This window comes from Granulicatella sp. 20925_1_45 (assembly GCF_041433555.1).
Lineage (GTDB): Bacteria > Bacillota > Bacilli > Lactobacillales > Aerococcaceae > Granulicatella.
This window is the reverse complement of record NZ_JAPWBR010000006.1, coordinates 36,465-58,801: the sequence shown is the minus strand read 5'-3', so window position 1 is coordinate 58,801 and position 22,337 is coordinate 36,465. Positions and strand designations below refer to the sequence as shown.

Annotated in this window: 22 protein-coding genes and 1 other annotated feature; of the genes, 4 read left to right on the top strand and 18 right to left on the bottom strand. The window is 38.8% G+C overall.

Translation table 11 applies throughout. The annotated features are described in order from the left end of the window. Positions 1 to 139: 139 nt before the first annotated feature. The 4 genes from coaBC to O3798_RS03390 all read right to left on the bottom strand — a co-directional run bounded on the left by coaBC (position 140) and on the right by O3798_RS03390 (position 4,369). A complete protein-coding gene (gene coaBC / locus O3798_RS03405) occupies positions 140 to 1,357 on the bottom strand; it encodes a bifunctional phosphopantothenoylcysteine decarboxylase/phosphopantothenate--cysteine ligase CoaBC (RefSeq protein ID WP_371463288.1) in 1,218 nt (405 codons plus the stop codon). Between the two features lie 3 nt (positions 1,358 to 1,360). Continuing rightward, on the bottom strand, positions 1,361 to 1,948 hold the full coding sequence (locus O3798_RS03400) for an ECF transporter S component (protein ID WP_048713289.1): 588 nt from the start codon (positions 1,946 to 1,948) through the stop codon (positions 1,361 to 1,363). Between the two features lie 425 nt (positions 1,949 to 2,373). Next, a complete protein-coding gene (gene ptsP / locus O3798_RS03395) occupies positions 2,374 to 4,101 on the bottom strand; it encodes a phosphoenolpyruvate--protein phosphotransferase (protein WP_048713712.1) in 1,728 nt (575 codons plus the stop codon). A gap of 1 nt (position 4,102) precedes the next feature. Next, positions 4,103 to 4,369 carry a phosphocarrier protein HPr gene (locus O3798_RS03390; protein WP_039849104.1) on the bottom strand — a complete coding sequence of 89 codons (267 nt, stop codon included), beginning with the start codon at positions 4,367 to 4,369 and terminating at the stop codon, positions 4,103 to 4,105. A 295-nt stretch (positions 4,370 to 4,664) separates the two neighbouring features. Here O3798_RS03390 and O3798_RS03385 point away from each other — a divergent pair, with 295 nt between their 5' ends. Further along, the gene (locus O3798_RS03385; protein WP_048713709.1) at positions 4,665 to 4,964 is read left to right on the top strand and encodes a DUF1827 family protein; all 300 of its coding nucleotides are present in this window, start codon (positions 4,665 to 4,667) and stop codon (positions 4,962 to 4,964) included. 192 nt (positions 4,965 to 5,156) lie between these two features. On the opposite strand, the gene O3798_RS03380 is transcribed toward O3798_RS03385, so the two are convergent. The 10 genes from O3798_RS03380 to O3798_RS03335 all read right to left on the bottom strand — a co-directional run bounded on the left by O3798_RS03380 (position 5,157) and on the right by O3798_RS03335 (position 16,893). Continuing rightward, positions 5,157 to 6,539, bottom strand: a complete 1,383-nt coding sequence (locus tag O3798_RS03380; RefSeq protein ID WP_371463285.1) for a deoxyguanosinetriphosphate triphosphohydrolase — start codon at positions 6,537 to 6,539, stop codon at positions 5,157 to 5,159. A gap of 30 nt (positions 6,540 to 6,569) precedes the next feature. Then, on the bottom strand, positions 6,570 to 7,949 hold the full coding sequence (locus tag O3798_RS03375) for an MATE family efflux transporter (RefSeq protein ID WP_048711775.1): 1,380 nt from the start codon (positions 7,947 to 7,949) through the stop codon (positions 6,570 to 6,572). A 649-nt stretch (positions 7,950 to 8,598) separates the two neighbouring features. After that, on the bottom strand, positions 8,599 to 10,542 hold the full coding sequence (gene thrS, locus O3798_RS03370) for a threonine--tRNA ligase (RefSeq protein ID WP_371463309.1): 1,944 nt from the start codon (positions 10,540 to 10,542) through the stop codon (positions 8,599 to 8,601). Positions 10,543 to 10,614: 72 nt separating this feature from the next. Further along, positions 10,615 to 10,826, bottom strand: a binding site (T-box leader). Between the two features lie 57 nt (positions 10,827 to 10,883). Continuing rightward, positions 10,884 to 11,807, bottom strand: coding sequence for a primosomal protein DnaI (dnaI, locus tag O3798_RS03365; RefSeq protein WP_371463282.1), 924 nt, complete (start codon positions 11,805 to 11,807; stop codon positions 10,884 to 10,886). A gap of 14 nt (positions 11,808 to 11,821) precedes the next feature. Continuing rightward, positions 11,822 to 13,261 carry a replication initiation and membrane attachment family protein gene (locus O3798_RS03360; protein ID WP_371463280.1) on the bottom strand — a complete coding sequence of 480 codons (1,440 nt, stop codon included), beginning with the start codon at positions 13,259 to 13,261 and terminating at the stop codon, positions 11,822 to 11,824. 15 nt (positions 13,262 to 13,276) lie between these two features. Beyond that, a complete protein-coding gene (gene nrdR / locus O3798_RS03355; protein ID WP_048711213.1) occupies positions 13,277 to 13,747 on the bottom strand; it encodes a transcriptional regulator NrdR in 471 nt (156 codons plus the stop codon). Positions 13,748 to 13,789: 42 nt separating this feature from the next. Continuing rightward, the gene (gene coaE / locus O3798_RS03350; protein WP_371463278.1) at positions 13,790 to 14,389 is read right to left on the bottom strand and encodes a dephospho-CoA kinase; all 600 of its coding nucleotides are present in this window, start codon (positions 14,387 to 14,389) and stop codon (positions 13,790 to 13,792) included. Between the two features lie 131 nt (positions 14,390 to 14,520). Then, positions 14,521 to 15,867, bottom strand: coding sequence for a glucose-6-phosphate isomerase (locus tag O3798_RS03345; RefSeq protein ID WP_371463276.1), 1,347 nt, complete (start codon positions 15,865 to 15,867; stop codon positions 14,521 to 14,523). A 37-nt stretch (positions 15,868 to 15,904) separates the two neighbouring features. Then, positions 15,905 to 16,294: a CvfD/Ygs/GSP13 family RNA-binding post-transcriptional regulator gene (locus tag O3798_RS03340; protein ID WP_048711210.1), complete on the bottom strand. Its 390-nt coding sequence runs from the start codon at positions 16,292 to 16,294 to the stop codon at positions 15,905 to 15,907. 8 nt (positions 16,295 to 16,302) lie between these two features. Then, complete coding sequence (locus tag O3798_RS03335) at positions 16,303 to 16,893, bottom strand: peptidylprolyl isomerase (RefSeq protein WP_371463275.1); 591 nt, start codon at positions 16,891 to 16,893, stop codon at positions 16,303 to 16,305. A 199-nt stretch (positions 16,894 to 17,092) separates the two neighbouring features. On the opposite strand from O3798_RS03335, the gene O3798_RS03330 reads away from it, so the two are divergent. From O3798_RS03330 to O3798_RS03320, 3 genes are all read left to right on the top strand, one after another. Then, positions 17,093 to 17,602 (top strand): divergent PAP2 family protein, encoded by a 510-nt coding sequence (locus O3798_RS03330; protein WP_285252114.1) that lies wholly within the window; start codon positions 17,093 to 17,095, stop codon positions 17,600 to 17,602. A gap of 14 nt (positions 17,603 to 17,616) precedes the next feature. Further along, complete coding sequence (locus O3798_RS03325) at positions 17,617 to 18,603, top strand: NAD(P)/FAD-dependent oxidoreductase (protein ID WP_371463273.1); 987 nt, start codon at positions 17,617 to 17,619, stop codon at positions 18,601 to 18,603. A gap of 122 nt (positions 18,604 to 18,725) precedes the next feature. Beyond that, positions 18,726 to 19,226, top strand: coding sequence for a phosphatidylglycerophosphatase A (locus O3798_RS03320; RefSeq protein ID WP_048713715.1), 501 nt, complete (start codon positions 18,726 to 18,728; stop codon positions 19,224 to 19,226). 82 nt (positions 19,227 to 19,308) lie between these two features. Here O3798_RS03320 and O3798_RS03315 read toward each other — a convergent pair whose 3' ends face one another. The 4 genes from O3798_RS03315 to O3798_RS03300 are packed head-to-tail and all read right to left on the bottom strand — an operon-like array spanning position 19,309 to position 22,337. Then, a complete protein-coding gene (locus O3798_RS03315; RefSeq protein ID WP_048712845.1) occupies positions 19,309 to 20,331 on the bottom strand; it encodes a lipoate--protein ligase in 1,023 nt (340 codons plus the stop codon). A gap of 3 nt (positions 20,332 to 20,334) precedes the next feature. Next, complete coding sequence (locus O3798_RS03310) at positions 20,335 to 21,216, bottom strand: NAD-dependent deacetylase (protein ID WP_371463270.1); 882 nt, start codon at positions 21,214 to 21,216, stop codon at positions 20,335 to 20,337. A gap of 1 nt (position 21,217) precedes the next feature. Further along, positions 21,218 to 22,012 (bottom strand): protein-ADP-ribose hydrolase, encoded by a 795-nt coding sequence (locus O3798_RS03305; RefSeq protein ID WP_371463268.1) that lies wholly within the window; start codon positions 22,010 to 22,012, stop codon positions 21,218 to 21,220. Next, positions 22,005 to 22,337: a glycine cleavage system protein H gene (locus tag O3798_RS03300; protein WP_048712854.1), complete on the bottom strand. Its 333-nt coding sequence runs from the start codon at positions 22,335 to 22,337 to the stop codon at positions 22,005 to 22,007. The genes O3798_RS03305 and O3798_RS03300 overlap by 8 nt, the downstream gene beginning before the upstream one ends.

Sequence of the window (22,337 nt, the reverse complement as noted above, 5' to 3'; positions counted from 1 at the left end):
TTCCCTATTATACCACATTTTTTCAAATTGCGGTAAAATTCTATATAAATCATCCAATTATTTTAGTGGTAGAAAGGGCAATAAAATAAACCAATCTACACTGCTGGCAGATTGGTTTATCTCTCTTTTTGAAGATTTACTATTGAATAATATTACTGTCCAATAAGGACTGCCAAATTTCAAGCGCCAACTCTTCTTTCGAACTCTCTGGAAGCGGGAGTTGTTTTCCATCTTTAGTAAGAATTGTAACTTGATGGTTATCCGCATTAAATCCTATCTTCGAACTTGAAACATCGTTAGCGATAATCGCATCGGCTTTTTTCTTTTCTAATTTTGCTGCAGCATATTCTAATACTCTTTCAGTCTCTGCCGCAAACCCAATGACAACTTGTCCTTCTTTTTTAGAATGTCCAAGCCCTTTTAAGATATCTGGATTCTCCACCAACTCTAGTTTCAACCCTGATTTATTTTGTTGCTTTTTAATCTTTTGTTCTGATCGATTGGCTACATAGTAGTCAGACACTGCAGCTACCATCACCGCTACATCCGTTGTTGGGAAGTAAGATGTGACCACCTCTTCCATCTCACGCGCTGACTCTACATAAGTGACCTCTACTCCAAATGGGACTGTCAATTGTTTTGTCGTTGAAACTAATTGTACCTTAGCTCCTAAGATGGACGCAGCCTTCGCAAGTGCGTAGCCCATTTTCCCAGAAGAATCATTGGAGATATAACGAACTGGATCGATGCGCTCTTTTGTTCCACCAGCAGTGATTAAAATCGTTTTCCCTTCTAAAGGAGATTTGTATTCTCTTCTACTCTCGAAAAACGTCACTTGTTCGAAGATTTCTTCTGGTTCAGGAAGGCGTCCTTTTCCGTTATATCCTTCAGCTAAAAATCCTGTCGCTGGTTCAATGATCACTTTTCCATCTGCTTTAAGCTGTGCCACATTACGAACAGTTGCAGGATTTTCCCACATATGCTCATTCATCGCAGGCGCTACATAAACCGGAGCCGTTATTGCTAATAATGTGCTTGTTACAAAGTTATCGGCGATTCCATTGGCCAATTTCGCAATCGTATTAGCTGTTGCTGGAACGACAACTGCCACATCGGTTTTATCGGCTAAATGAATATGTTGAACGCGATCTGCTTCGTATTCGTCAAACGTATCGGTCTGCACTTTATTTTTCGTTAACACTTGAAACGTTAGTGGTGTAACGAATTCACACGCACTCTTTGTCATCGCGACTTCCACATTTGCCCCTGCTTTTACAAACAAGCGAACAAGTGTAGCTGCTTTAAACGCGGCGATTCCACCTGTAACAAAGACCGTTACGTTTTTACCTTCCCACATACACTATCCTCTTTTCTTAGAAATCTTAACTAAAATTGAAGCTATAATTGGTGTCATTACAGTTGCAGCCAATGCTTCCGCAATACCGTTTGTCATAACAACGCCCATTAAGAAGAGCGGCAATTCCGCAACAGTTTTCCCTGTTAATTCTGCATATTGATTTCCCATCAGTAAATAAATGGAACTTAATACGAATACCGTATTCATAATACTTCCAAGGAAACCAGACACTGCCATTCTGAGTTGGTCGGACGCAATGAGTTTAGTTGTCTTATGATAAAATAACGCAACAAGTCCCCCCATCACTAAACGTGGAAGTACTGAAATCAATGGATTCGTAAAAATTAACAAGCTAATCGGGCTCCCTGAAGTAAAGGCGCGGAAGAACGAACACATCCCCCATGTAAATCCTAATAAGAAACCAGCTTGTGGTCCTAACACAATCCCACCAACAATAACCGTAATATGAATAATCGTAATATCTAAAATCACTAACGGTAAGTTCCCTAAAAATGGAACAAAACTTTGTAAAATAATCATTGCGATAAACATCGCACTTAATACCATTTGAAAAGTTCTTTGTCTTTTCATATCTTCACCTCGAGTCTTAATGACTGTATTATACTAATCTTTGTCATTTCAATCAACGTAAAAAAACTGAAAAAGCTAGGAAAGTCACACCTTCCTAGCAATACTGTTGTTTTTTTAGAATGCGTTATAAATAAATTCTGTTGCATTTGTAAAGTCTGTAAAAATAACATATAACAATATACTCGTAATTAGGATATAAAAGAGGAGTGTCCACCCTAAAAATGTATCACACTTACGAACTAATTTTAGAAACTTATCTTTCATCATCCATTCCCCTTCATTTTTTCTACGAATCGTAGTATATCATATTCCTCACACCGTGAACATACTCAGAACCGTACTTTCTCGGGATTTAATGTTTTTTTAGAAATTTAGGCAACAAAAAACACCCAAGGGTTCCCTCAGGTGTTCAGGCTATCTATTGTTTAGATTTTTGATACAGCTTCTGCTACTAATGCTTCAACTTCTTCAACAGTTGCACATTCGTTAATTGCTTTAGCTGCTAATGCTTGCATATCGCCTAATGTTAATTTAGAAATTAAGCTACGTGTTTTTAGAACACTTGATGCAGACATTGAGAACTCGTCTAATCCAAGACCTACTAATAGAGGTACAGCTGTTTGATCCCCAGCCATTTCCCCACACATTCCAGCCCATTTGCCTTCTTTGTGTGCTGAATCAATCACGTGTTTGATTAACGTTAAGATTGATGGGTTGTATGGTTGGTATAAGTATGAAACGCGTTCGTTCATACGGTCAGCAGCCATTGTGTATTGGATTAAGTCGTTTGTTCCGATACTGAAAAAGTCCACTTCTTTAGCGAATTGGTGAGCTAAAACTGCCGCTGCAGGAATTTCAATCATGATACCAACTTGGATATCGTCGCTGACTGCAACACCTTCTGCGATTAATTTAGCTTTTTCTTCTTCTAATAATGCTTTAGCGCCACGGAAATCATTTAATGTCGCAATCATTGGGAACATGATACGTAATTTACCGTATACAGAAGCACGTAATAACGCACGTAATTGTGTACGGAACATTTCAGGTTCGTTTAATGAAATACGAATTGCACGATATCCTAAGAATGGGTTCATTTCGTGTGGTAATGGTAAGTATGGTAACTCTTTATCCCCACCGATATCCATTGTACGAACGACAACAGGTTTTCCATTCATGCCTTCTAAAACAGCTTTGTAAGCTTCAAATTGATCTTCTTCTGTTGGCATTTCGTGAGAATCCATGTATAAGAATTCTGTACGGTATAAACCAACACCTTCTGCACCATTGTTTACAACACCTTCTAAATCTTTTGGTGTACCAATGTTTGCAGCCAATTCAACTTGATGGCCATCTTTAGTGTAAGTTTTTGAATCTTTTAATTTTTCCCATTCAGCTTGTTGAGCCGCAAATGCTTCTGCTTTAGCACGGTATTCAGCAACCACTTCTTCAGATGGGTTAAGGAATACTTCCCCTGATAAACCATCCACGATAATGATATCTCCGTCTTTAGCAATTGAAGTCACTTCTTTAGTACCAACGATAGCTGGAATTTCTAAAGAACGCGCCATAATAGCTGAGTGAGAAGTACGTCCACCAATATCAGTAACGAAAGCTTTAACGTATTGGCGATTTAATTGAGCTGTATCACTCGGTGTTAAATCGGCAGCTACGATAATCACTTCATCTTTGATAGTTGCTGGGCTAGGAATTTTAACGCCTAATAAATGAGCTAAGATACGTTTTGATACGTCACGAATGTCCGCAGCACGTTCTTGCATATAAGGGTTATCTTCCATTCCTGCAAAAATAGAAATAAACATATCTGTTACTTCTTTTAATGCAGATTCCGCATTCACTTTGTTAGATGTAATGTTATCTTTAACTTGTCCAATTAATTCTGGATCGCTTAAAACCATTAAGTGAGCATCGAAAACTTGCGCTTCTTCTTCACCTAAGTTTTTCAAAGCAGTCTCTTTGATTAATTCGACATCTTTTATTGACGCTGCTAATGCATCATCCAAGCGTGAAACTTCTTTTTCTGAATCTTCAACAGTAACTTTTGTGACTGTTAAATCTGGTTCAGTCAAAGTATATACTTTGGCAATTGCGATGCCATCACTAGCAGCAATCCCTTGTAATGTTGGTTTCATATTATTCAGCTAATCCTTCTTTTTTCATTGTTTCGTCAATTCCTGCTAATGCTTCTGCTTCGTCAGCACCTTCAGCAGTGATCACTACGTCAGCACCTTGGCCAACACCTAATGACATAACGCCCATGATTGATTTTAAGTTAACAGATTTTCCTTTGTATTCTAATTGGATATCTGAACTATATTTGCTTGCTGTTTGAACTAATAAAGTTGCTGGGCGAGCGTGGATCCCTGTTTCTGCGATTACATGATATTCTTTCTTTTCCATATTGAAAGTCTCCTTTGAAAGTAAATTTTTGTTAAGAAATGTACGTTCGAGAGCATGTAAGCCTCAAAAATACAACCCTTTCAATTAATAAGATTACCATTTTTTGAGAAATTTAACAACTATTTAAATACATTTTTTAAAAGCACTTTCATCACAATCCCTATCACACTTACAAAAAAATCTCTTGATTGAAAATTCTTTAAAATTTAATAACTTTTCTTAAATTTTTAGGTGAAAATGAAGCAAAAAAAATGTATAATGGTTTCAAGGACTTTTTCAGAAGGAGGCTGTGTCTATGAAACTTATCGATATTACCAATTCTCACTCGCAACTTGTCAATGAACAGTTAGCAAATACAGATGCGTACTTCATCAAGGTATATTCACTTGGTCAAACAACTGTTTTCTATGCTGACGCTGCCACTCACCGTGATATTGTAATCTTAAACAGAAAAAGACGTATTAAAGATGTTGAAATTGAATTCGTCGTTCAACGCCTATTCCATATGAAACCAGAAGGGCTGGATATTATTCATGCTGATAACTTTGTTGAAATCAGCATTCCAGTGGAGAAAAAACGACCTACGTTCAATTAATATAGATAAACTGAAACCGGCAACGAGTACAATTTCGTTGGCGGTCTTTTTATTTTTGAAGCGAAAAAAGACCATATATGGTCATTTGAAGTGCACCCCCAAAGTTTGATTTTCTGTCTAACCTTTTTGGGGGTGCACTTCACATTAAAAAAAGTAGACAATTACCATATATGGTAATTGTCTACTTTCACATTAAATTCCAACCATGTCTAAATAGAGACGATGTGAATAACTATCCGTCATTCCTGAAATGAAATCTGTCGCTAATAGAAGGCGTAAGTATAATTTTTCAACTTCACTCTTTCCTTCTGCAAAGTAATGATAAGAACGTTTTTGGCTTTCAGAAATAATACCAATCTTCTTCAATTCTACATAGTCTAATTGACGGTTCGTATCATAGGACACAAGAGAAGGGACAAAGCTGTCTAATAAATAAGTGAGTGTTGTATATCCTGCAATTTCTAATCTCAAGATTCCCTTATGATCATAAATCTTCTCTTCAGATAATCTACGAAGAATTACATACAAATCTTCGGCCCAAGAATTTTTAAACAAATCTTGATTAAACGTCCCTGCCATAATCTCATCATAATGATTCACGAAATTATGTCGCGCACCGTCGATTAATTTATCACGTAAATCCACAAAGAAACGGTTGACGCTGAAGACTTTCTCATCGATCGTTGTTAACACTTCGCGGGTATGAACGGATTGCGGAGCGTTATAGGCATCGTTACTCAAGTTCTCTAGTAAAAACTCACGCACATCTCTAAAGGAAACCACGCCTTTCCCAATCGCATCTTCCATGTCAGCTACTAGATACGCAATATCGTCTGCAGCTTCTAGAATAAATGTTAGCGGATGACGGCTTGTCCCCGCCCCTGTAATCTCTGTTACAGTCTTAAAGGCTTCTTCTTCGGCAAAGAAATACCCTACTTTTTTGGAAGTAATCTCTTCTGTTTTCTTATGAGAAGATGGGTACGTATATTTTAGAATCGTATTGAGCGTTGCCGCTGTTAAATCGAGTCCGTCAAACTCCCCTTTAAAGTCATGTAACTTCGATACAATACGAAGTGATTGCGCATTCCCTTCAAAACGATAGAAATCATAAACATAAGGACTCGCTAAGAACTCTTCGGCTACATCGCTTTTTTCTTTTAGGATGCTTGGCAAGTTTTTCTTAAACCATTGGCGAATAATATCTTCCCCAAAATGCCCGTATGGAGGGTTTCCAAGGTCGTGAACGAGACTCGCACATTCAACAATCTTCAAGACATCTTCTTGTCGAGCAATCATTTCCTCTTTACTACTACAAGGTTTCTTTTGCACTTCCTCTTGCAATAAAATGACAATTTCTTTTGCCAGAGAACGAGCGACCATCGCCACTTCTAGCGAGTGTGTTAGTCGCGTATGAATAAAATCCAAGCGTTCTAGCGGAAACACTTGTGTCTTATCCTGCAATCGGCGAAACGAAGGACTCGTTACAATTCGTTTGTAATCGTCGTCGAATTCGTTGCGATGAGTTGCTTCTTTACCAGAAAGACGTTTTGTTGATAGTAATTTAGACCATTCCATAAATCATACCCCTTCCATTACTCCACATCATTATACCAAAATTTCGTCTACCTTTGGAATTTTGCGCATTTCATGAATATAAACTGTAATACAAATAATAAAGGAGATAAAGTCTGAAATCGGGCCTGAGAAAATTAATCCATCTACTCCAAAACTTGTTGCAAGAATAATCATCACTGGAAGCAAGACAAACATTTGTCGTGTTAAAGAAAGAATCGCTCCTAGTTTTGCTTTCCCAATTGCTGGGAAGAAGGTTGTCACAATAATGGTAGTTCCATTTATAAACGTAAAGAATAAGAATGCTCTTGCATATCTGACTCCAAATTCATAATAAAGAGCATCCCCGCTTCCAAACATTTGAATGAGTTGTAGCGGGAAAGCTTGGAATATCATCCAAAGAATAGTTGATAAAATGACCGTTATTTTAAGAAGCAACTTCATCGTGTCATGTACTCGAGAATATTTCTTGGCTCCATAATTAAAGCCTAAAATCGGTTGTGCACCTTGATTTAACCCAATCACAACTGCAATGAATATAACGAAGATTTTGCTCACGACTCCCCCAACCGCAATCGGGATATCACTACCGTAAACGGATTGTGCTCCATATGTACGTAAAAGATTATTCGATACAATTTGTACGACGGTCGCAGAAATTTGGAAAATGAACGATGTTAACCCAAGAGATGCAATCACTTTTACATCCGCAAACGACAACTTAAAGTCGCTACGCTCAAAGCGAACGGATCTAAACCTTGGTATATACGCGAGTAATATGATTGCTGAAACAACTTGACTGATAACCGTTGCCCACGCAGCTCCTGCAATCCCCATATTAAACCCAAAGATAAATAATGGATCTAGGATTGTGTTGAGTAGAGCTCCCACAATAATGGCCATCATCGAGTAAGTGGCCCTACCATCTGCACGAACTAGTGGATTAAAACCAATAGAAATCATGAAGAACGGAATTCCAAAAGCTGTAATTCCTGCATACTCGCTGGCGTATCCTAGAATTTGGTCAGTGGCTCCAAATAAGTTTAACAATGGTTGTAAGAACAATAGAACTACACTCATAATGATTAACCCCGCTGTCACCAACAGCAGCACTGCCGTCCCTGCAACTTCACGCGCATGTTTATCTTCTTTTCGACCTAGCGCCAAGTTAAAATTTGATGCGGCACCAATTCCTACCATTAAACCAATCGCCATACAGATGGTTGTAATTGGAAAAGCAATATTTGTAGCTGCATTCCCAAGATACCCTACCCCTTGTCCAATAAAAATTTGGTCAACGATATTATAGAGTGCGTTCACCACATTCGCGATAATAGCAGGAATCGCCATTTTACGAATCAATTTACTAATTTTTTCGTACCCTAACGGATTTTGTTTTTCTTCAACTACCATCAAAACTCTCCTTCTCAATCAATTGTATATATGCATAAAAAAAGTCTCTCCACACGCGGAGAGATCTACCAACACACTTATCTTAACTTTGGAATGTGATTTTGTCAAACATCCACTTCACTATTTCAACTTCAGAAGCACCAGCACACACTCCATAAACAAGCACCAACGAACGCTCCATAAAAAAGCACCAGCGGGCCTCCAATTTTAGCGATAACTAATTTCTCGCAAGACTCGTCTTTTTCTAACCGCATTTTGATTTATGGCGGTCTAAGAAGCATCGCTCACTTTATAAAATATACGAATAGATTTTTAACGCTTCGTTCTGGAGAATCATGCGGATTCTATAAAAGCAGTAATGGGGAATCATATCAAAACGAATTAACGGGAGTTAGGAATTCATTCCTTACTCCCGTTTTTGAGGCTTTGAAGGTGAGAGACCCAAGGCTCGAGCCGGTATCCCATTACAGCTTTTATGAAGACATCCGCAATGATTCGAAAGAACGAAACTTCTATTAAAAACCACACTTCAATATATTTTATTAAGTAGCCCCCAATCATTCTCAAACCACACACCGCCATAAATCAAAACCTTCGGTTTTATTATTAAGCACAAAAAAGACTCGTATTGCTACGAGCCTTTGAAAAATTAGTCTTCAAGCGGGCGAGAGAAGTTTGCAATCTCGCGTTGTACGTATTCTAAGTACGCTTCAACAGACATTGATTTAGTTTCTTTAGAACCATAACGACGAACAGTTACAGTACCTTCTTCAACCTCTTTATCCCCAATTACTAATTGATAAGGGATTTTTTGAGTTTGAGACGCACGAATCTTGTAACCCATTTTTTCATTACGATCATCAAGTTCTACACGCATTCCTAAGCGAGCCATTTTTTCTTTCAACTCACGTGCAGCGTCATAATGATGTTCCACACTTACAGGAATGATTGTTGCTTGAACTGGAGCTAACCAAGTTGGGAATGCTCCTTTGTATTCTTCGATTAAGTAAGCTACGAAACGTTCTGCAGTAGATACAACCCCACGGTGGATAACCACTGGACGGTGAGTGTTATCTCCATCTTCACCAACGTATGTTAAGTCGAAACGTTCTGGTAATAAGAAATCTAATTGGATTGTAGACATTGTTTCTTCTAATCCCATTGCAGTACGGAATTGAATATCTAATTTAGGACCGTAGAATGCTGCTTCACCGATAGCTTCGAAGTATTCTAATCCCATTTCATCCATTGCTTCTTTTAACATTGATTCTGCTTTGTTCCACATTTCATCGTCATCGAAGTATTTATGTTTATCTTCAGGATCACGATAGCTTAAACGGAAACGATAATCTTTTACATTGAAGTCGCTATATACTTCACGGATTAGGTCTAAAATACGTTTGAATTCGTCTTTAATTTGGTCTGGACGAACGAATGTATGTCCATCGTTAAGAGTCATTTCACGCACACGTTGTAAACCTGATAACGCACCTGATTTTTCATAACGGTGCATCATTCCTAATTCAGCAATACGAATTGGTAATTCACGGTAGCTGTGGATGTGGTTTTTATAAACCATCATATGGTGAGGACAGTTCATTGGACGTAAAACAAGCATTTCGCCATCGCCCATGTCCATTGGTGGGAACATATCTTCTTGATAGTGAGCCCAGTGACCTGAAGTTTTGTAAAGACCTACATCAGCCATAACTGGAGTGTACACGTGTTGATATCCAAGACTAATTTCTTTATCTACGATGTAACGTTCGATTGTACGACGGATTGTAGCCCCTTTTGGTAACCAGAATGGTAATCCTGAACCTACTTCTTGGCTAATCATGAATAAATCTAATTCTTTTCCTAATTTACGGTGATCACGTTCTTTGGCTTCTTCACGCATTTTCAAGAATTCTTTTAAGTCTGCTTTATCAAAGAATGCAGTTCCGTATACACGTTGCATCATCTTGTTGTTAGAGTCACCTCTCCAGTAAGCCCCTGCAAGTGATAATAATTTGAAGACTTGAATACGTCCTGTTGAGGGAACGTGGATACCACGACATAAGTCTACGAAATCTTCTTGTTGATATACAGTAATTGTTTCGTCTTCAGGTAAACCATTAATTAATTCTACTTTATAAGGGTCGTTTGCGAAGATTTCTAACGCTTCTTTACGGCTTACTTCACGACGAACGATTGGGTAGTTTTCTTTAACGATTTTCATCATTTCTGCTTCCACTTCTGGAAGAGCATCTTCTGTTAATTGATTTGGCATATCCGTATCGTAGTAGAATCCTGTTTCAATCGCAGGTCCTACTCCGAAGTGAATTCCTGGGTATAAACGAGTTAATGCATGTGCTAATAAGTGTGCTGTTGAGTGGCGTAAGATTCCTAATGCATCTTCGTGATCTGGTGTAACGATTTCGATAGAAGCATCTTCTTCGATAGCGCGATCGAAGTCTACTAATTCTCCGTTCACTTTACCTGCTAATGCTTTTTTCGCTAAACTTTTGCTAATGCTTTCTGCAACTTCTTTTACTGTAATTCCTTTTGGAAACTCCTTAACGGCACCATCTGGAAAAGTAATTTTAATCATTGACATTTTCTTCCTTCTTTCTTTTTGAAATTTCTGAAATAAACAAAAAATCCCATAGTCTGCTCCTGCAAACTATGGGACGTCATATTCTACGTGGTTCCACCCAAATTTGTTCATCAAAAAAGATGAACCTCAACGGAATAACGCTCCGATGCGCCTTGCTCTACTGAATTCAAGCAAAGATTCAAAAGTGGTAAAACTATTCCGGATGAAGTGTTGCACCAACCCACTTCTCGCTAAAATGTAACCAAGAGATAGTTTCTTGTCTTTTTCATCATTTTCAAAATATTTAGTTCATTAGTATTTAACCACTAATCTTTCATATTTTCAAGCATTTTCATCTATGATGGATTTCTGTGATTTTGTCCATCGACAAAATACTCTTTAGCTAAGAAGCGAATACGTTCAATCAGACGTTTTGCTTTAAGAAGTTCTTGGTCTCCTTTATTTGAATGAGCAAAATGCGCTTCTAACTGATCAATTGTGAAGTTAGATGTGAAGAACGTTGGTAATTCTTGCAACATACGGTGTTGTAAGATGACCATCAACACTTCGTCTCTAAACCATGCGCTATTCATTTCCGCACCGATATCATCCAACACTAAGATTGGTGTGTTTTTAATCGATACTAATTTCGCTTCAACGGTATTTGTCGCAATGGCTTGCTTAATTTCTGCACTATACGTTGGAACATTGACAAGCGTCGTTTCAACGCCGTTTTCAGAAAGCTCGTTTGCTAAAGCGCCCATCATATATGTTTTCCCAACACCAAAAGGCCCTGCTAAATACAATCCTTTTTGGTATTCAGTACTATTTGGTTTGTAACTATTGATGAATTTCAATAATTCTCCAATGACATCTTGTCGCTCTGGCGTAAGAGCCGTATCTGAGAAACGAGCCTCCGCGATATTTTTGGGCATATTGATGGAATGAATCAGGCGTTTACGTTTACGTTCTCTTTCCTGGCGAATCGCTTCTTCGGTACGTTTGTAATTCACTAAAATAAATCCGTTATGCACTTCTAAACATGGTTCGAGACCTGGAGCTTTCACTTCCTTGTTGTTCTTTCTAGCATCTCTTTCCATTCGAAACTCCAATAACGCAGACATTCCTTTACGAATAGCTTCCGGAGTCAATTCTTCTTTATGTTGTTCAAGAAAAGCTTTTACATCTTTATCTTCAAAGATTTCTTTTTCGATGTTTTGCATGTTCGGCATGCCTTGTGTTGCTCCTCTTTGATCTAAAAATCCTTTTAATCCTTCCAATTCGTTCACCTCCGTTATTGTTGTTCTCTTTGATTACTTGTTTTTAATTTTGCGATTTGTTCTGCTAAATCACTTGAAACTTGTGTGGATTGGCTTTCAGTAGGTGCAGGCGTTTGTTTTTCCTTTGCCTGAGAATCTTTCGCCCAATCTGGCAATTGCTCTTGATAGCCACCCTGTCTTCTGTAGTTATTCTTACCTGCATTATGCAGTTGTTGTTTTCGTTTCACTTCTCGCTGCAAATCGCGGTTTCGTACAGCTTCCATTGCCTCTTGAGCGGTCTTGATTTCTTTTGTAGCCCAGTCGTTGGCAATCGCATCGATAAAGTTTCGTGCAAGTGTCGCGTTATCGAGCTGTACCAAAGCATAGTGGAATAAAATATTTAACACTTCGTTTGGTAAACCGCTAACAGATACTAAATCAAAAATCAATTGACGTTCTGCTTTTGAGACATAGCCTTTCTTTTGCGCCTTGATGCTTGAAACAAAGTCAATTGGCGCCATTCCTTTAGCCGCTTGAATCAATTGCTGGATGGCTAACTCTTCTTCAGAGGCCCCTTCCACCACTTGCACTTCAGTCGGTTCGGTCACAGGTGCTTCAACCACTTCTTCGCTTCGAAGTTGTGTCACTTTATCTTGAGCAGCCTCTTGCCCTAATTTCAACAAGAACTCTTCATCAATGACTTTCGTTGTTAAATCAGACGCAATCACTAAAAATTGTGCGATTTCTTGCTCAGTAAACCCATAGGCACGGTATAAGGCATCGACGATTTTTCGAACTCCCTTAGTGATGGAATTTAAATCGACGAATTCTGTTTTTAACAGCCCTTCGATTAAATCCCAATCCACATCCGATGCAAACTCGAATTCAGGTTGTTGCTTGCTATCTAAGACCATGCGGTTTTCTTGCGCATGGTTTCTTGTATAAGATTCCATGTTATAAGGAAGTCGATACGCTTCTTCAAACTGCGCACTGTCGTTCTCTCCTAAGTCGCCTGGTTTCGACACTAAGAATCGTTGCTTTAATTTCTCAAAACGATGATTCCCAATCTGATTTAGCAGTAGAGTCGAAAGTAAGGCATCTTTGAAAAAGAGACGCGGAGATGTTGGTGCTTGTAATTCCATCGTGTACGTTTGAGGACGTGAAGCAGTTGGCTCCTTACGATACGTTTTTAAAAGTCCAATTCCTTCTAATCGTGTTTTAGCTAAGAAAAAGTCGGGCATTCCTAAATTCGTCATCGACAACAATTCAGAAATGGAGAAGACTTCACTCTCGTATTCTGATGGAGATAACTCACCGTACAAAGTCGCATACAAAAGAGTCGCTTCTTTTCCAATGAACGGAGCGTATAATTGCATTAAAAATTGGATTTCTCTTTCGGTAATCCACACAGGTTGTACCACGAGGATACCGTCTTTAGGCTTATACTGTGCCCATGGAAACTCTTTTGAGTGCATTCTTGTAATTCCTTCCTATTTTTCTTGGCTGTCCATAATCATAGACATTCTTTCTAATTCTTTTAAGAACATTTTGCGGTCTGTAAATTGACGATACACACTCGCAAAACGAATATACGCAATGTCATCAATCTTAGCTAAGTGATCCATCACCATTTCTCCAATAAGAGTACTTGACACTTCATTTTCTCCCTCTTGGTTGATGGAACGTTCGATTTCATTCACGATATTTTCTAATTGTCCAAGTGATACTGGACGTTTTTCTGCTGAACGAACTAATCCGTTTAATAATTTTTCACGGCTAAATTCTTCGCGATTCCCATTACGTTTAATGACAAGCAATGGCGCCTTTTCTAAGCGCTCGAATGTTGTAAAACGGTAGCCACATTCTTCGCATTCTCTTCTTCTACGGATAGAACGACCATCATCAGCTGGACGACTATCTACTACGCGAGAACCATTGTTTTTACATTTTGGACATTGCATTGCAAACACCTCTCCTTTTTTGTGCTTATTCGATTTATTATATCATTTTTTAAGGAAATTTTCGAGTAGCCACTGATGGACTTTTTGCTCTAACTCTTGAAGGGTTCCTTCGTTTGACCACACAATCGTTGCTCTCTTTACTTTTTCTTCTAAAGGCATCTGTGACTGGATTCGCTCTAACGCTTCTTGCCTTGTATATCCGTTACGCTTTTCCATGCGAGTAATTTGCGTTTCCACAGATACGGCCACCACGATAATATCATCACAGAGACTCTCATAGTGCATTTCAAATAAGAGCGGAATATCTAAGACAATCAGTGATTTCCTTTGCTCTTGGTAGTCTGTCATCTTTCCTGCAATCTCTTGGCGAATCAGTGGTTGAAGAATGTCATTTACTTCCTTGCGAATCGCATCATCGCTGAACATTCTTTGCCCAAGTTCCGTTCGATTTAACGTTCCATCTGTATTTAAAATAGATTCACCGAAACGGTTCACGAGCGCCGTTAATCCGGCAGTTCCTCTTTCGACGACTTGTCTAGCTACAAGGTCGGCATCAATAACCGGCACTCCAGAGATTTTAAATAAATTCGAAACAGTAGTCTTTCCACTAGCGATACCGCCTGTTAATCCAATGACTCTCATCTTTTTCCTCCAACACTTCTTGTAAAACCTATGTTAGTTCAAAACGCCCTTTGTCGCAAGTTCTTTTCCCGATTCGAGCACATATTCACACAAAAATACCGCACCCTCGTATTGAGAATGCGGCATGTTGATTATAGACGTTCGTTTAATTCTTTTGCTAAGTCTTCGAATCCTGGTTTTCCAAGTAAAGCAAACATGTTTTTCTTGTATGCTTCTACCCCTGGTTGGTCAAATGGGTTCACGCCATTTAAGTAACCAGAAAGTCCAACTGCGATTTCGAAGAAGTAGATTAAGTGTCCTAATGTGTAAGCTGACATATCAGGAATGTTCACTACAAAGTTTGGAACTTGACCATCTGTATGAGCAAGTAATGTTCCTTGGAAAGCTTTTGTATTTACAAAATCCATTGTTTTACCTTGTAAGTATCCTAATCCATCTAAATCTTCTTCTGTTTCAGGAATTGTTACTTCTTCATTTGGTTTACCCACTTTGATAACTGTTTCGAAGATGTTACGACGACCTTCTTGGATGTATTGTCCTAGTGAGTGTAAGTCAGTTGAGAAGTTTGCACTTGAAGGATAAATTCCTTTGAAGTCTTTCCCTTCTGATTCACCAAATAATTGTTTCCACCATTCAGAGAAGTATTGTAATGTTGGTTCGTAGTTAATTAATAACTCTGTCACTTTTCCTTTGCGGTATAACACATTACGTGCTACAGCGTATTGGTAAGCTTCGTTTTCTTTTAAGTTTGATGAGCTGTATGCCACACGTGCATCCTCAGCCCCTTGCATTAATGCATCTACATCTGCACCAGTAACTGCGATTGGAAGTAATCCTACAGCTGTTAATACTGTGAAACGTCCACCGACATCATCTGGAATCACAAATGTTTGGTATCCTTCCACATCTGCTTCTGATTTTAATGCTCCACGAGCGCGGTCAGTTGTAGCGTAAATACGATTTACAGCTTCTTCTTTACCATATTTTTTAATTAATAAATCTTTGAATACACGGAAAGCAATCGCTGGTTCTGTTGTTGTACCAGATTTAGAAATTACGTTTACAGAGAAATCACGATCTCCGATTAGGTCGATTAACCCTTGTAAGTAAGTTGAGCTAATGCTGTTTCCTGCAAATAATACTTGCGGAGTTTTACGTTTATCGCTTGGTAAGTAGTTATAGAAAGCGTGGTTTAAGAAATCAATCGCTGCACGAGCTCCTAAATAAGAACCACCAATACCAATTACTACTAATACTTCAGATTCTTCTTGAATCTTTTTAGCAGCTTCTTTAATACGAGCGAATTCTTCTTTATCATAGTCGCGTGGCAAGTTAATCCAACCTGTGAAGTCGTTCCCTGCTCCTAATCCTTCGCGTAAGTCTTTATCTAACGCTGTTACTGTTGATTGTAAATTGTCAATTTCTTCTTGGCTGAAGAAATCTAATGCTTTTGAATAATCAAATGAAATGTGTCCCATTTGAATGCCTCCTTCGTATTCAATAACGATTTTTTTATTAATTTTTGTTTTTATCTTTTACAAATTTTTCTTGTGCTTCTTCGATCCACTCTGGCAACTTCTTCGCTAAGCTAGAAAAACCAATAGATGGAACATAGCGTTTGCGATTTTTCTTAATGCGTTGCGGAACATCTGGCACATCGAGTTTTTCCAGCGCTCGAATCGATAAACTAATCTTATTTGAGAATTCATCGACGTCAATGACTTTGGCTGTCACTTCTTGTCCTACTTTCACAAAATCATGCACATTATCCATATATCCATGTTTACACTCAGAAATATGAATCAAGCCTTGTGTATCTTCATCTAGCTCCAAGAAAACTCCGTAATTTTGTACACCCGTTACTTTAGCCGTAACGATGTCGCCAATTCTAAAAGTTTTGCTCATAGAACCTCCTACGCTTTTACGTCCATCGATTCAATGACAACATCTTCTAGAGGACGGTCTTGCGCATTACGTTCTACGCCTTCAATCTTAAGAACAACGTCCATACCTTCTACGACGCGTCCGAATACTGTATGACGGTGGTCTAACCAAGGTGTTCCACCAACTTTAGCGTATTCTTCAACGATTTCTTCAGGCCAGCCGCCATCTTTTAATTGTTTCAACATTTGTGCGGGTACTTGTTTTGCTGTAACAATGAAGAATTGAGATCCATTTGTGTTTGGACCTGCATTTGCCATTGATAAAGTTCCATACAAGTTGAATGCTTCTCTTGAAAATTCATCTTCGAAAGTACGTCCGTAAATAGACTCGCCACCCATACCAGTTCCAGTTGGGTCGCCACCTTGAATCATGAAGTCTTCAATCACACGGTGAAAGATAACTCCGTTGTAGTATCCATTTTTCGCATGTGTTACGAAATTCTCCACTGTTTTAGGTGCTACTTCAGGGAATAATTCCAATGTGAAATCGCCCAAGTTCGTATGCACAGTCACGAGTGGATTGTTTTCATTCACTTCATTCAATTGTGGAAATTGACTCATTTTTCCATCTCCTTTTAATTCTTACTGATGATTGCTCATCTAACCTCCTCTATTAAACCACAAAAGGCAAACGGGTGCAATTTAGCGTTCTTATCCACCTTAATAAAAAAATAAAGAATATCTATAAATTTTCCTTAGTGATTTTCATGGTTTCGTGGTATAGTATTTGAGTATAGAAAAAAGAAAGAGTGAAAGTTTAATGACAATATTTCAAAATTATCCATTAATCGCTTCAATTTGCTCGATTCTATTTGCACAATTTGTTAAATTTCCGATTGCGCTCTTTTCAAAGAAAGATGGCGCACACGTTTCGTTAGTAACTAGCACAGGTGGAATGCCAAGTTCTCACTCTGCTGCGGTTAGTTCGCTGATTACAGCACTTATTATTGAATACGGATTTGCTTCTCCACTCGTTGCAATCGCAACAACGTTCGGTTTAATCGTTATGTTCGATGCCATGGCCGTTCGTCGTCAAAGTGGTGAACAAGGAATTCTCCTACAAAAATTATACGAAGAACAAGTACGCGAAGAATCCAGCGCATTAAAGCATGTTGAAATTGAATCAGAAGATGATCCAATCAATCTCTTCGACACAGAAGAAAATAAAAAATTAATTATCAAGAAATATTTAGGTCACAAACCTATTGAGGTATTTGCTGGGGTACTAACTGGTATCGCAATGGCCTTTATTTTAAGAATGTTCTATTAATTCGGAGGTAAAAAGTGACTCAAGAAATTGTTGATATTATTATTATCGGCGGTGGGCCTGTTGGGCTTTTCACCGCCTTTTACGCGGGCTTACGTCAAGCGTCTGTTAAAATTATTGAAACTTTGCCCCAATTAGGTGGGCAACCAGGGATGCTTTATCCTGAAAAGATGGTTTATGACATCCCTGCCTTCCCAGAAATTACAGCTGGCGATTTAATCGAGAACTTGAAAAAGCAGCTTGAACGTTTCCCAGAAACTCAGTACTGCTTAGAAGAAGAAGCACTCGAATTAAACAAAACAGACTTCGGATATGAACTCGTAACTTCTAAACAAACGCACTACGCGAAAACAGTGATTATCGCTTGTGGGAACGGAGCTTTCCGTCCACGTAAACTCGATGTAGAAAATGCAGAAACTTATGAAAACAGCAACCTGCACTACTTCGTAACAAACTTAGAGCGATTCCGCGACCGTACTGTAGCCATCTGCGGTGGTGGCGACTCTGCGGTAGACTGGGCACTAGCTTTAGAACCAATCGCAAAGAAAGTGACGATCGTCCATCGTCGTCCACAGTTCCGCGCACAAGAACATAGCGTGAAACAACTAGAAGAATCAAGCGTCGACATTTTAACGCCTTATCTTCCAGACCAAATTATTGGCGATGGCGAAACCATTCAATCGGTTGTCCTCAAACATGCTAAAGGTGAAGACCAAATTGAACTTCCTGTTGACGATTTTATCGTGAACTATGGCTTCTCTTCTTCTATTGGAGGAATGAAGAACTGGGGATTCGATGTGGTTCGTAACACCATCGTGACAAACAGCCAAATGGAAACGACTCTTCCTGGCGTCTTTGCCGTTGGAGATATCGCAACTTACGATGGCAAAGTAAAAATCATCGCTACTGGATTTGGTGAAGCACCTGTTGCCATTAACGCTGCAATGACTTACGTGAATCCAAATAGCCGTCCGAGCACGATTCATAGCTCGTCAATGTTCTAACCGTTTACAAAATTTCAAAAAGAACGCTCAATTCATTTGGGCGTTCTTTGTATTTTGTGTTAAAATAAAAAGCTACTCTTTTTAAAAGGGTTTCATAATTTGTTAAAAGGAGGATTTTTCAGATGAAAAGCCCAAAAGAATTACACGAACGCTGTTTAGAATTATTATCTGAACGCGGTGTAGAATTAGAACAAATTGCTGAATTAGTTTATTTCTTACAAGAAAGATATGTACCAGGATTAACGAAAGAAGAATGCTTATTAAACGTTAATAGCGTATTGAAGAAACGCGAAGTTCAAAACGCCGTTATCACTGGTATCGAAATGGATAAATTAGCAGAAGAAAAGAAATTACATCCATTATTAAACGATGTCTTATCTCAAGACGAGCCTTTATACGGTGTCGATGAAATCTTAGCATTATCGATCGTAAACGTATATGGTTCAATCGGATTTACAAACTACGGTTATATCGATAAAGTAAAACCAGGAATTCTTAAGAACTTAGATGACAAATCAACTGGTAAAGTAAACATCTTCTTAGACGACTTAGTAGGAGCTATCGCAGCCGCTGCAGCAAGCCGTCTAGCACACAGCATTCCAGCCAAAGAAGAATTAGACTAATCAAGCAAAAAGGATGAAGCACCATGCTTCATCCTTTTCTAAATTTATAGAGTGATACCTTATACGGTATCACCCTATTTTTTTATTCTCCTAAAATGAGTCCCGCAAATTCCTCAGCAGTAACTGCGCCAAAGTAGTTGCTTAAATCGATGGCGCTTAAGACTTCCACTAAGTCTTCTTTCACCATACGAACACCTTTAAGTTTTTCTTCGACTTCTTGAACATTTCCTTTTGCAAAGAAATCTCCATAAATACGGCAATTTGAAATTCTACCTTGTTCCACTTCTAAGTAGCATTGAATCGTTCCACATGCGAAACGTCCATCACGGTAATCACTATATTGTGGAGATTGGCCATAATTCCATTCCCAGTTTTTATATTTAGAAGCTGTGAGTTCATCGATTGCTTTCCAATCTTCTTCCGTTAACACATAACGTTTCGCTTCATCTATAGAGTTAATTCCTAAAATCTTACATGTGATTAAGTTTTTGAATTCATCTACCGTCACGTTTTGATATTCTGGGGCTAGGTACGGACGAATACTTCCCACACGTGCACGTACCGATTGAATCCCTTTCGATTGTAATTTCTTCTTGTTTGGATTCAAGACTTTTTCCATCGCATCATAGTCCACGTCTAATAAGAGCGAGAATCCACCGTATACTCGACCATTGCTGATTGTCATCGCAGCTCCGGATACTTTTTTGCCTTCAATCGTTAAATCGTTACGTCCTGTTTGTTCAACGGCTGTTGCGCCGAGTTCGTGTAAGGCTTTGATCGCTGGTTCATACGTTCTCTTGAAGTCGCCGAAGATTCCATTGTCTTGGATTAAGTAGCACACATTCACAGCACCAGAATCCACGTATACGGCACCGCCACCAGTGTCACGACGTACAACAAGAATATTGTTTTCTTTTAAATACTCCTCATTCACTTCAGCGATTGTGTTTTGGAATTTTCCAATTTCTACTTTAGGGTCGCAGTAATATGGGAACAAGATGTCATCATCTAAGAAGACATTACTTTGCACATATACTTGCATCGCAAGCGCTACTGCTCCATCTTTTACATATTTTCCATCACGGATTGGTTCGATTAAATACATTGTTTATTCTCCTTTAAGCTCTTGATATGTCCCATGAATTAATGGGGCGATGTTTTCTGACAATTGTACAGTCTGCTCTCTTAACGCGAGCGGAATCCGGTAATGTTTATGATTCATACTTACAAACAGCGCATTTGGATTGGCTTGTACGCATTTTTGGAACGGTGTTTTAATAAATTGTGGCGTCGTAAAGCCCACTCCGATTTCTAAAAAGAGCACCTTATCATTTTTATGTTCTTCTAAAAACGCATCATAGCGCTCTTTTTGTGCAAAGAAATCTGCTGACTCGACCATTCCTTTTTCGGCATTACGCTTATTAATTTCAAGCGGCGCTCCGCATTCTGGACAGAACGGAATCAGTTCATAAGGTACTTTCATGTCCTTTTGTTCCGCAATCATCTTACGGACTAATGCATCATCTTGATACGTTTTTGGATGACAGTGCTGGCTACATTGGAAAAGCCCATATTCGCCTTGAATATGATAAACCTTCTCTTTGTTATATCCAGCCACCCAAAACGCATTATCCGCATTCGTAGTGATAATGTGGTATGGCTTTGTTTTAAGCATTTCTAAGAGTTCCACATACGATTGTCCCACAGGTTGATCCAGGTAATTGAGTGCAATAAAACGACTTTGAAATGCCCAATACTCTTCCCAACTTGGAAAATGAAACAAACTCGCTTGTAACATATCTAAAAACTGATACTTCTCAATAAAATCCGGAAAAGCGTCTTCGAATCGACTTCCAATGTAGGTGAATCCATCTGCTGCCGACATCCCAGCCCCGATACCAACCACAATAGCATCTGCTTCCTGGAATAAATCTGCCAGTAGACTAGCTTCAGTTGTTCTTTCTTTTTGTAATGCATTCCATTTCGTCATTCTACTGTTCTCCTGATAAATAATTCTGATAAATTGATTGGTCTTCCTTGGTATACGTTGAAAAAATAACGGTCATTGTTGAAGATGTCTCCGTCAACCATTTGTTCACGGTATCCACTGCAATACGAGCGGCAGGTTCTTTTGGAAATCCAAACTCTCCTGTTGAAATCCCGCAAAAAGCAATCGAGGTTAGGCCAACTTCTCTTGCTGCATTCAAACAACTCTTGTAACAACCAGCCAGTAACTGTTCACGAAGCGGCGTTACTTTTTGCCCTGGAGGCAAGAAGGGGCCTACCGTATGAATAATGTACTTCGATGGCAAGTTGAACGCTGGCGTGATTTTTGCTTTTCCAACAGGTTCCTTCTTTCCTTGCTCCTCCATTAAATGGTGGCAAAAGCTTCGAAGTTCAATTCCTGAAAAAGTATGAATCGCATTATCAATACAGCGGTGATTCGGAATAAAACATCCAAGCATCTCACTATTCGCCGCATTCACAATCGCATCCACTTGTAATTCACACAAGTCACCGTAATACAGTTTGATTTGGTCATTTGCAGTCGGCGCGCAATCTGCTAAGGTTTGGACTCTTGGAGCATGGTATTCTTGTAAATACTCATTTTCTAAAACTATATAGTCTGCAGAAGCCTCTTTTGGCTGTCTTACATTCACAAAACCTCTCCAAAGGGTCTTCAACTCTTCTAGCGTTTTCCCTTCAACTGATACGGTTTCTCCTGATTCCTGCGCTAGGATTTCAATCATTTGTTTGAGCAACTGCTCTTCTTTATGATTATTCATCTTCTAATGCCAAGAATGCTGCTTCATCAACATTCGTTAATGTCACTAACCAGTGTTCTTCTGGTTTTTCAGAGTTTAATAATTTAGGATCTTCTGTTGCCGCTAAATTTCTAGCTACGACTTTCCCTGCAAGTGGAGTCACAATCGACATCACTGTTTTACTTGCTTCTAAACTTAAGATTTCGTCTTCAGCTTCTAATTCGTCATCCATGTTAAATTGAACGAATCCAATTGTACCGACATCATCTTGAAGTTCTGGAGTCATACGAATCGTGTAGTTTTCTCCTTCTTTATCAATCCATAAAAAGTTAGCAAATTTTCTCAT

Coding starts and splice junctions, on each gene's coding strand:
- O3798_RS03310 (WP_371463270.1), bottom strand. CDS start 21,216: ATGACGAAATGGAATGCATTACAAAAAGAAAGAACAACTGAAGCTAGT.
- O3798_RS03335 (WP_371463275.1), bottom strand. CDS start 16,893: ATGAGTCAATTTCCACAATTGAATGAAGTGAATGAAAACAATCCACTC.
- O3798_RS03400 (WP_048713289.1), bottom strand. CDS start 1,948: ATGAAAAGACAAAGAACTTTTCAAATGGTATTAAGTGCGATGTTTATC.
- O3798_RS03315 (WP_048712845.1), bottom strand. CDS start 20,331: ATGTATTTAATCGAACCAATCCGTGATGGAAAATATGTAAAAGATGGA.
- coaBC (WP_371463288.1), bottom strand. CDS start 1,357: ATGTGGGAAGGTAAAAACGTAACGGTCTTTGTTACAGGTGGAATCGCC.
- O3798_RS03320 (WP_048713715.1), top strand. CDS start 18,726: ATGAAAAGCCCAAAAGAATTACACGAACGCTGTTTAGAATTATTATCT.
- thrS (WP_371463309.1), bottom strand. CDS start 10,542: ATGATTAAAATTACTTTTCCAGATGGTGCCGTTAAGGAGTTTCCAAAA.
- O3798_RS03380 (WP_371463285.1), bottom strand. CDS start 6,539: ATGGAATGGTCTAAATTACTATCAACAAAACGTCTTTCTGGTAAAGAA.
- O3798_RS03330 (WP_285252114.1), top strand. CDS start 17,093: ATGACAATATTTCAAAATTATCCATTAATCGCTTCAATTTGCTCGATT.
- O3798_RS03390 (WP_039849104.1), bottom strand. CDS start 4,369: ATGGAAAAGAAAGAATATCATGTAATCGCAGAAACAGGGATCCACGCT.
- O3798_RS03340 (WP_048711210.1), bottom strand. CDS start 16,294: ATGAGCAAAACTTTTAGAATTGGCGACATCGTTACGGCTAAAGTAACG.
- ptsP (WP_048713712.1), bottom strand. CDS start 4,101: ATGAAACCAACATTACAAGGGATTGCTGCTAGTGATGGCATCGCAATT.
- coaE (WP_371463278.1), bottom strand. CDS start 14,389: ATGAGAGTCATTGGATTAACAGGCGGTATCGCTAGTGGAAAGACTACT.
- O3798_RS03305 (WP_371463268.1), bottom strand. CDS start 22,012: ATGAATAATCATAAAGAAGAGCAGTTGCTCAAACAAATGATTGAAATC.
- O3798_RS03300 (WP_048712854.1), bottom strand. CDS start 22,337: ATGAGAAAATTTGCTAACTTTTTATGGATTGATAAAGAAGGAGAAAAC.
- O3798_RS03360 (WP_371463280.1), bottom strand. CDS start 13,261: ATGCACTCAAAAGAGTTTCCATGGGCACAGTATAAGCCTAAAGACGGT.
- O3798_RS03385 (WP_048713709.1), top strand. CDS start 4,665: ATGAAACTTATCGATATTACCAATTCTCACTCGCAACTTGTCAATGAA.
- O3798_RS03345 (WP_371463276.1), bottom strand. CDS start 15,867: ATGGGACACATTTCATTTGATTATTCAAAAGCATTAGATTTCTTCAGC.
- nrdR (WP_048711213.1), bottom strand. CDS start 13,747: ATGCAATGTCCAAAATGTAAAAACAATGGTTCTCGCGTAGTAGATAGT.
- O3798_RS03375 (WP_048711775.1), bottom strand. CDS start 7,949: ATGGTAGTTGAAGAAAAACAAAATCCGTTAGGGTACGAAAAAATTAGT.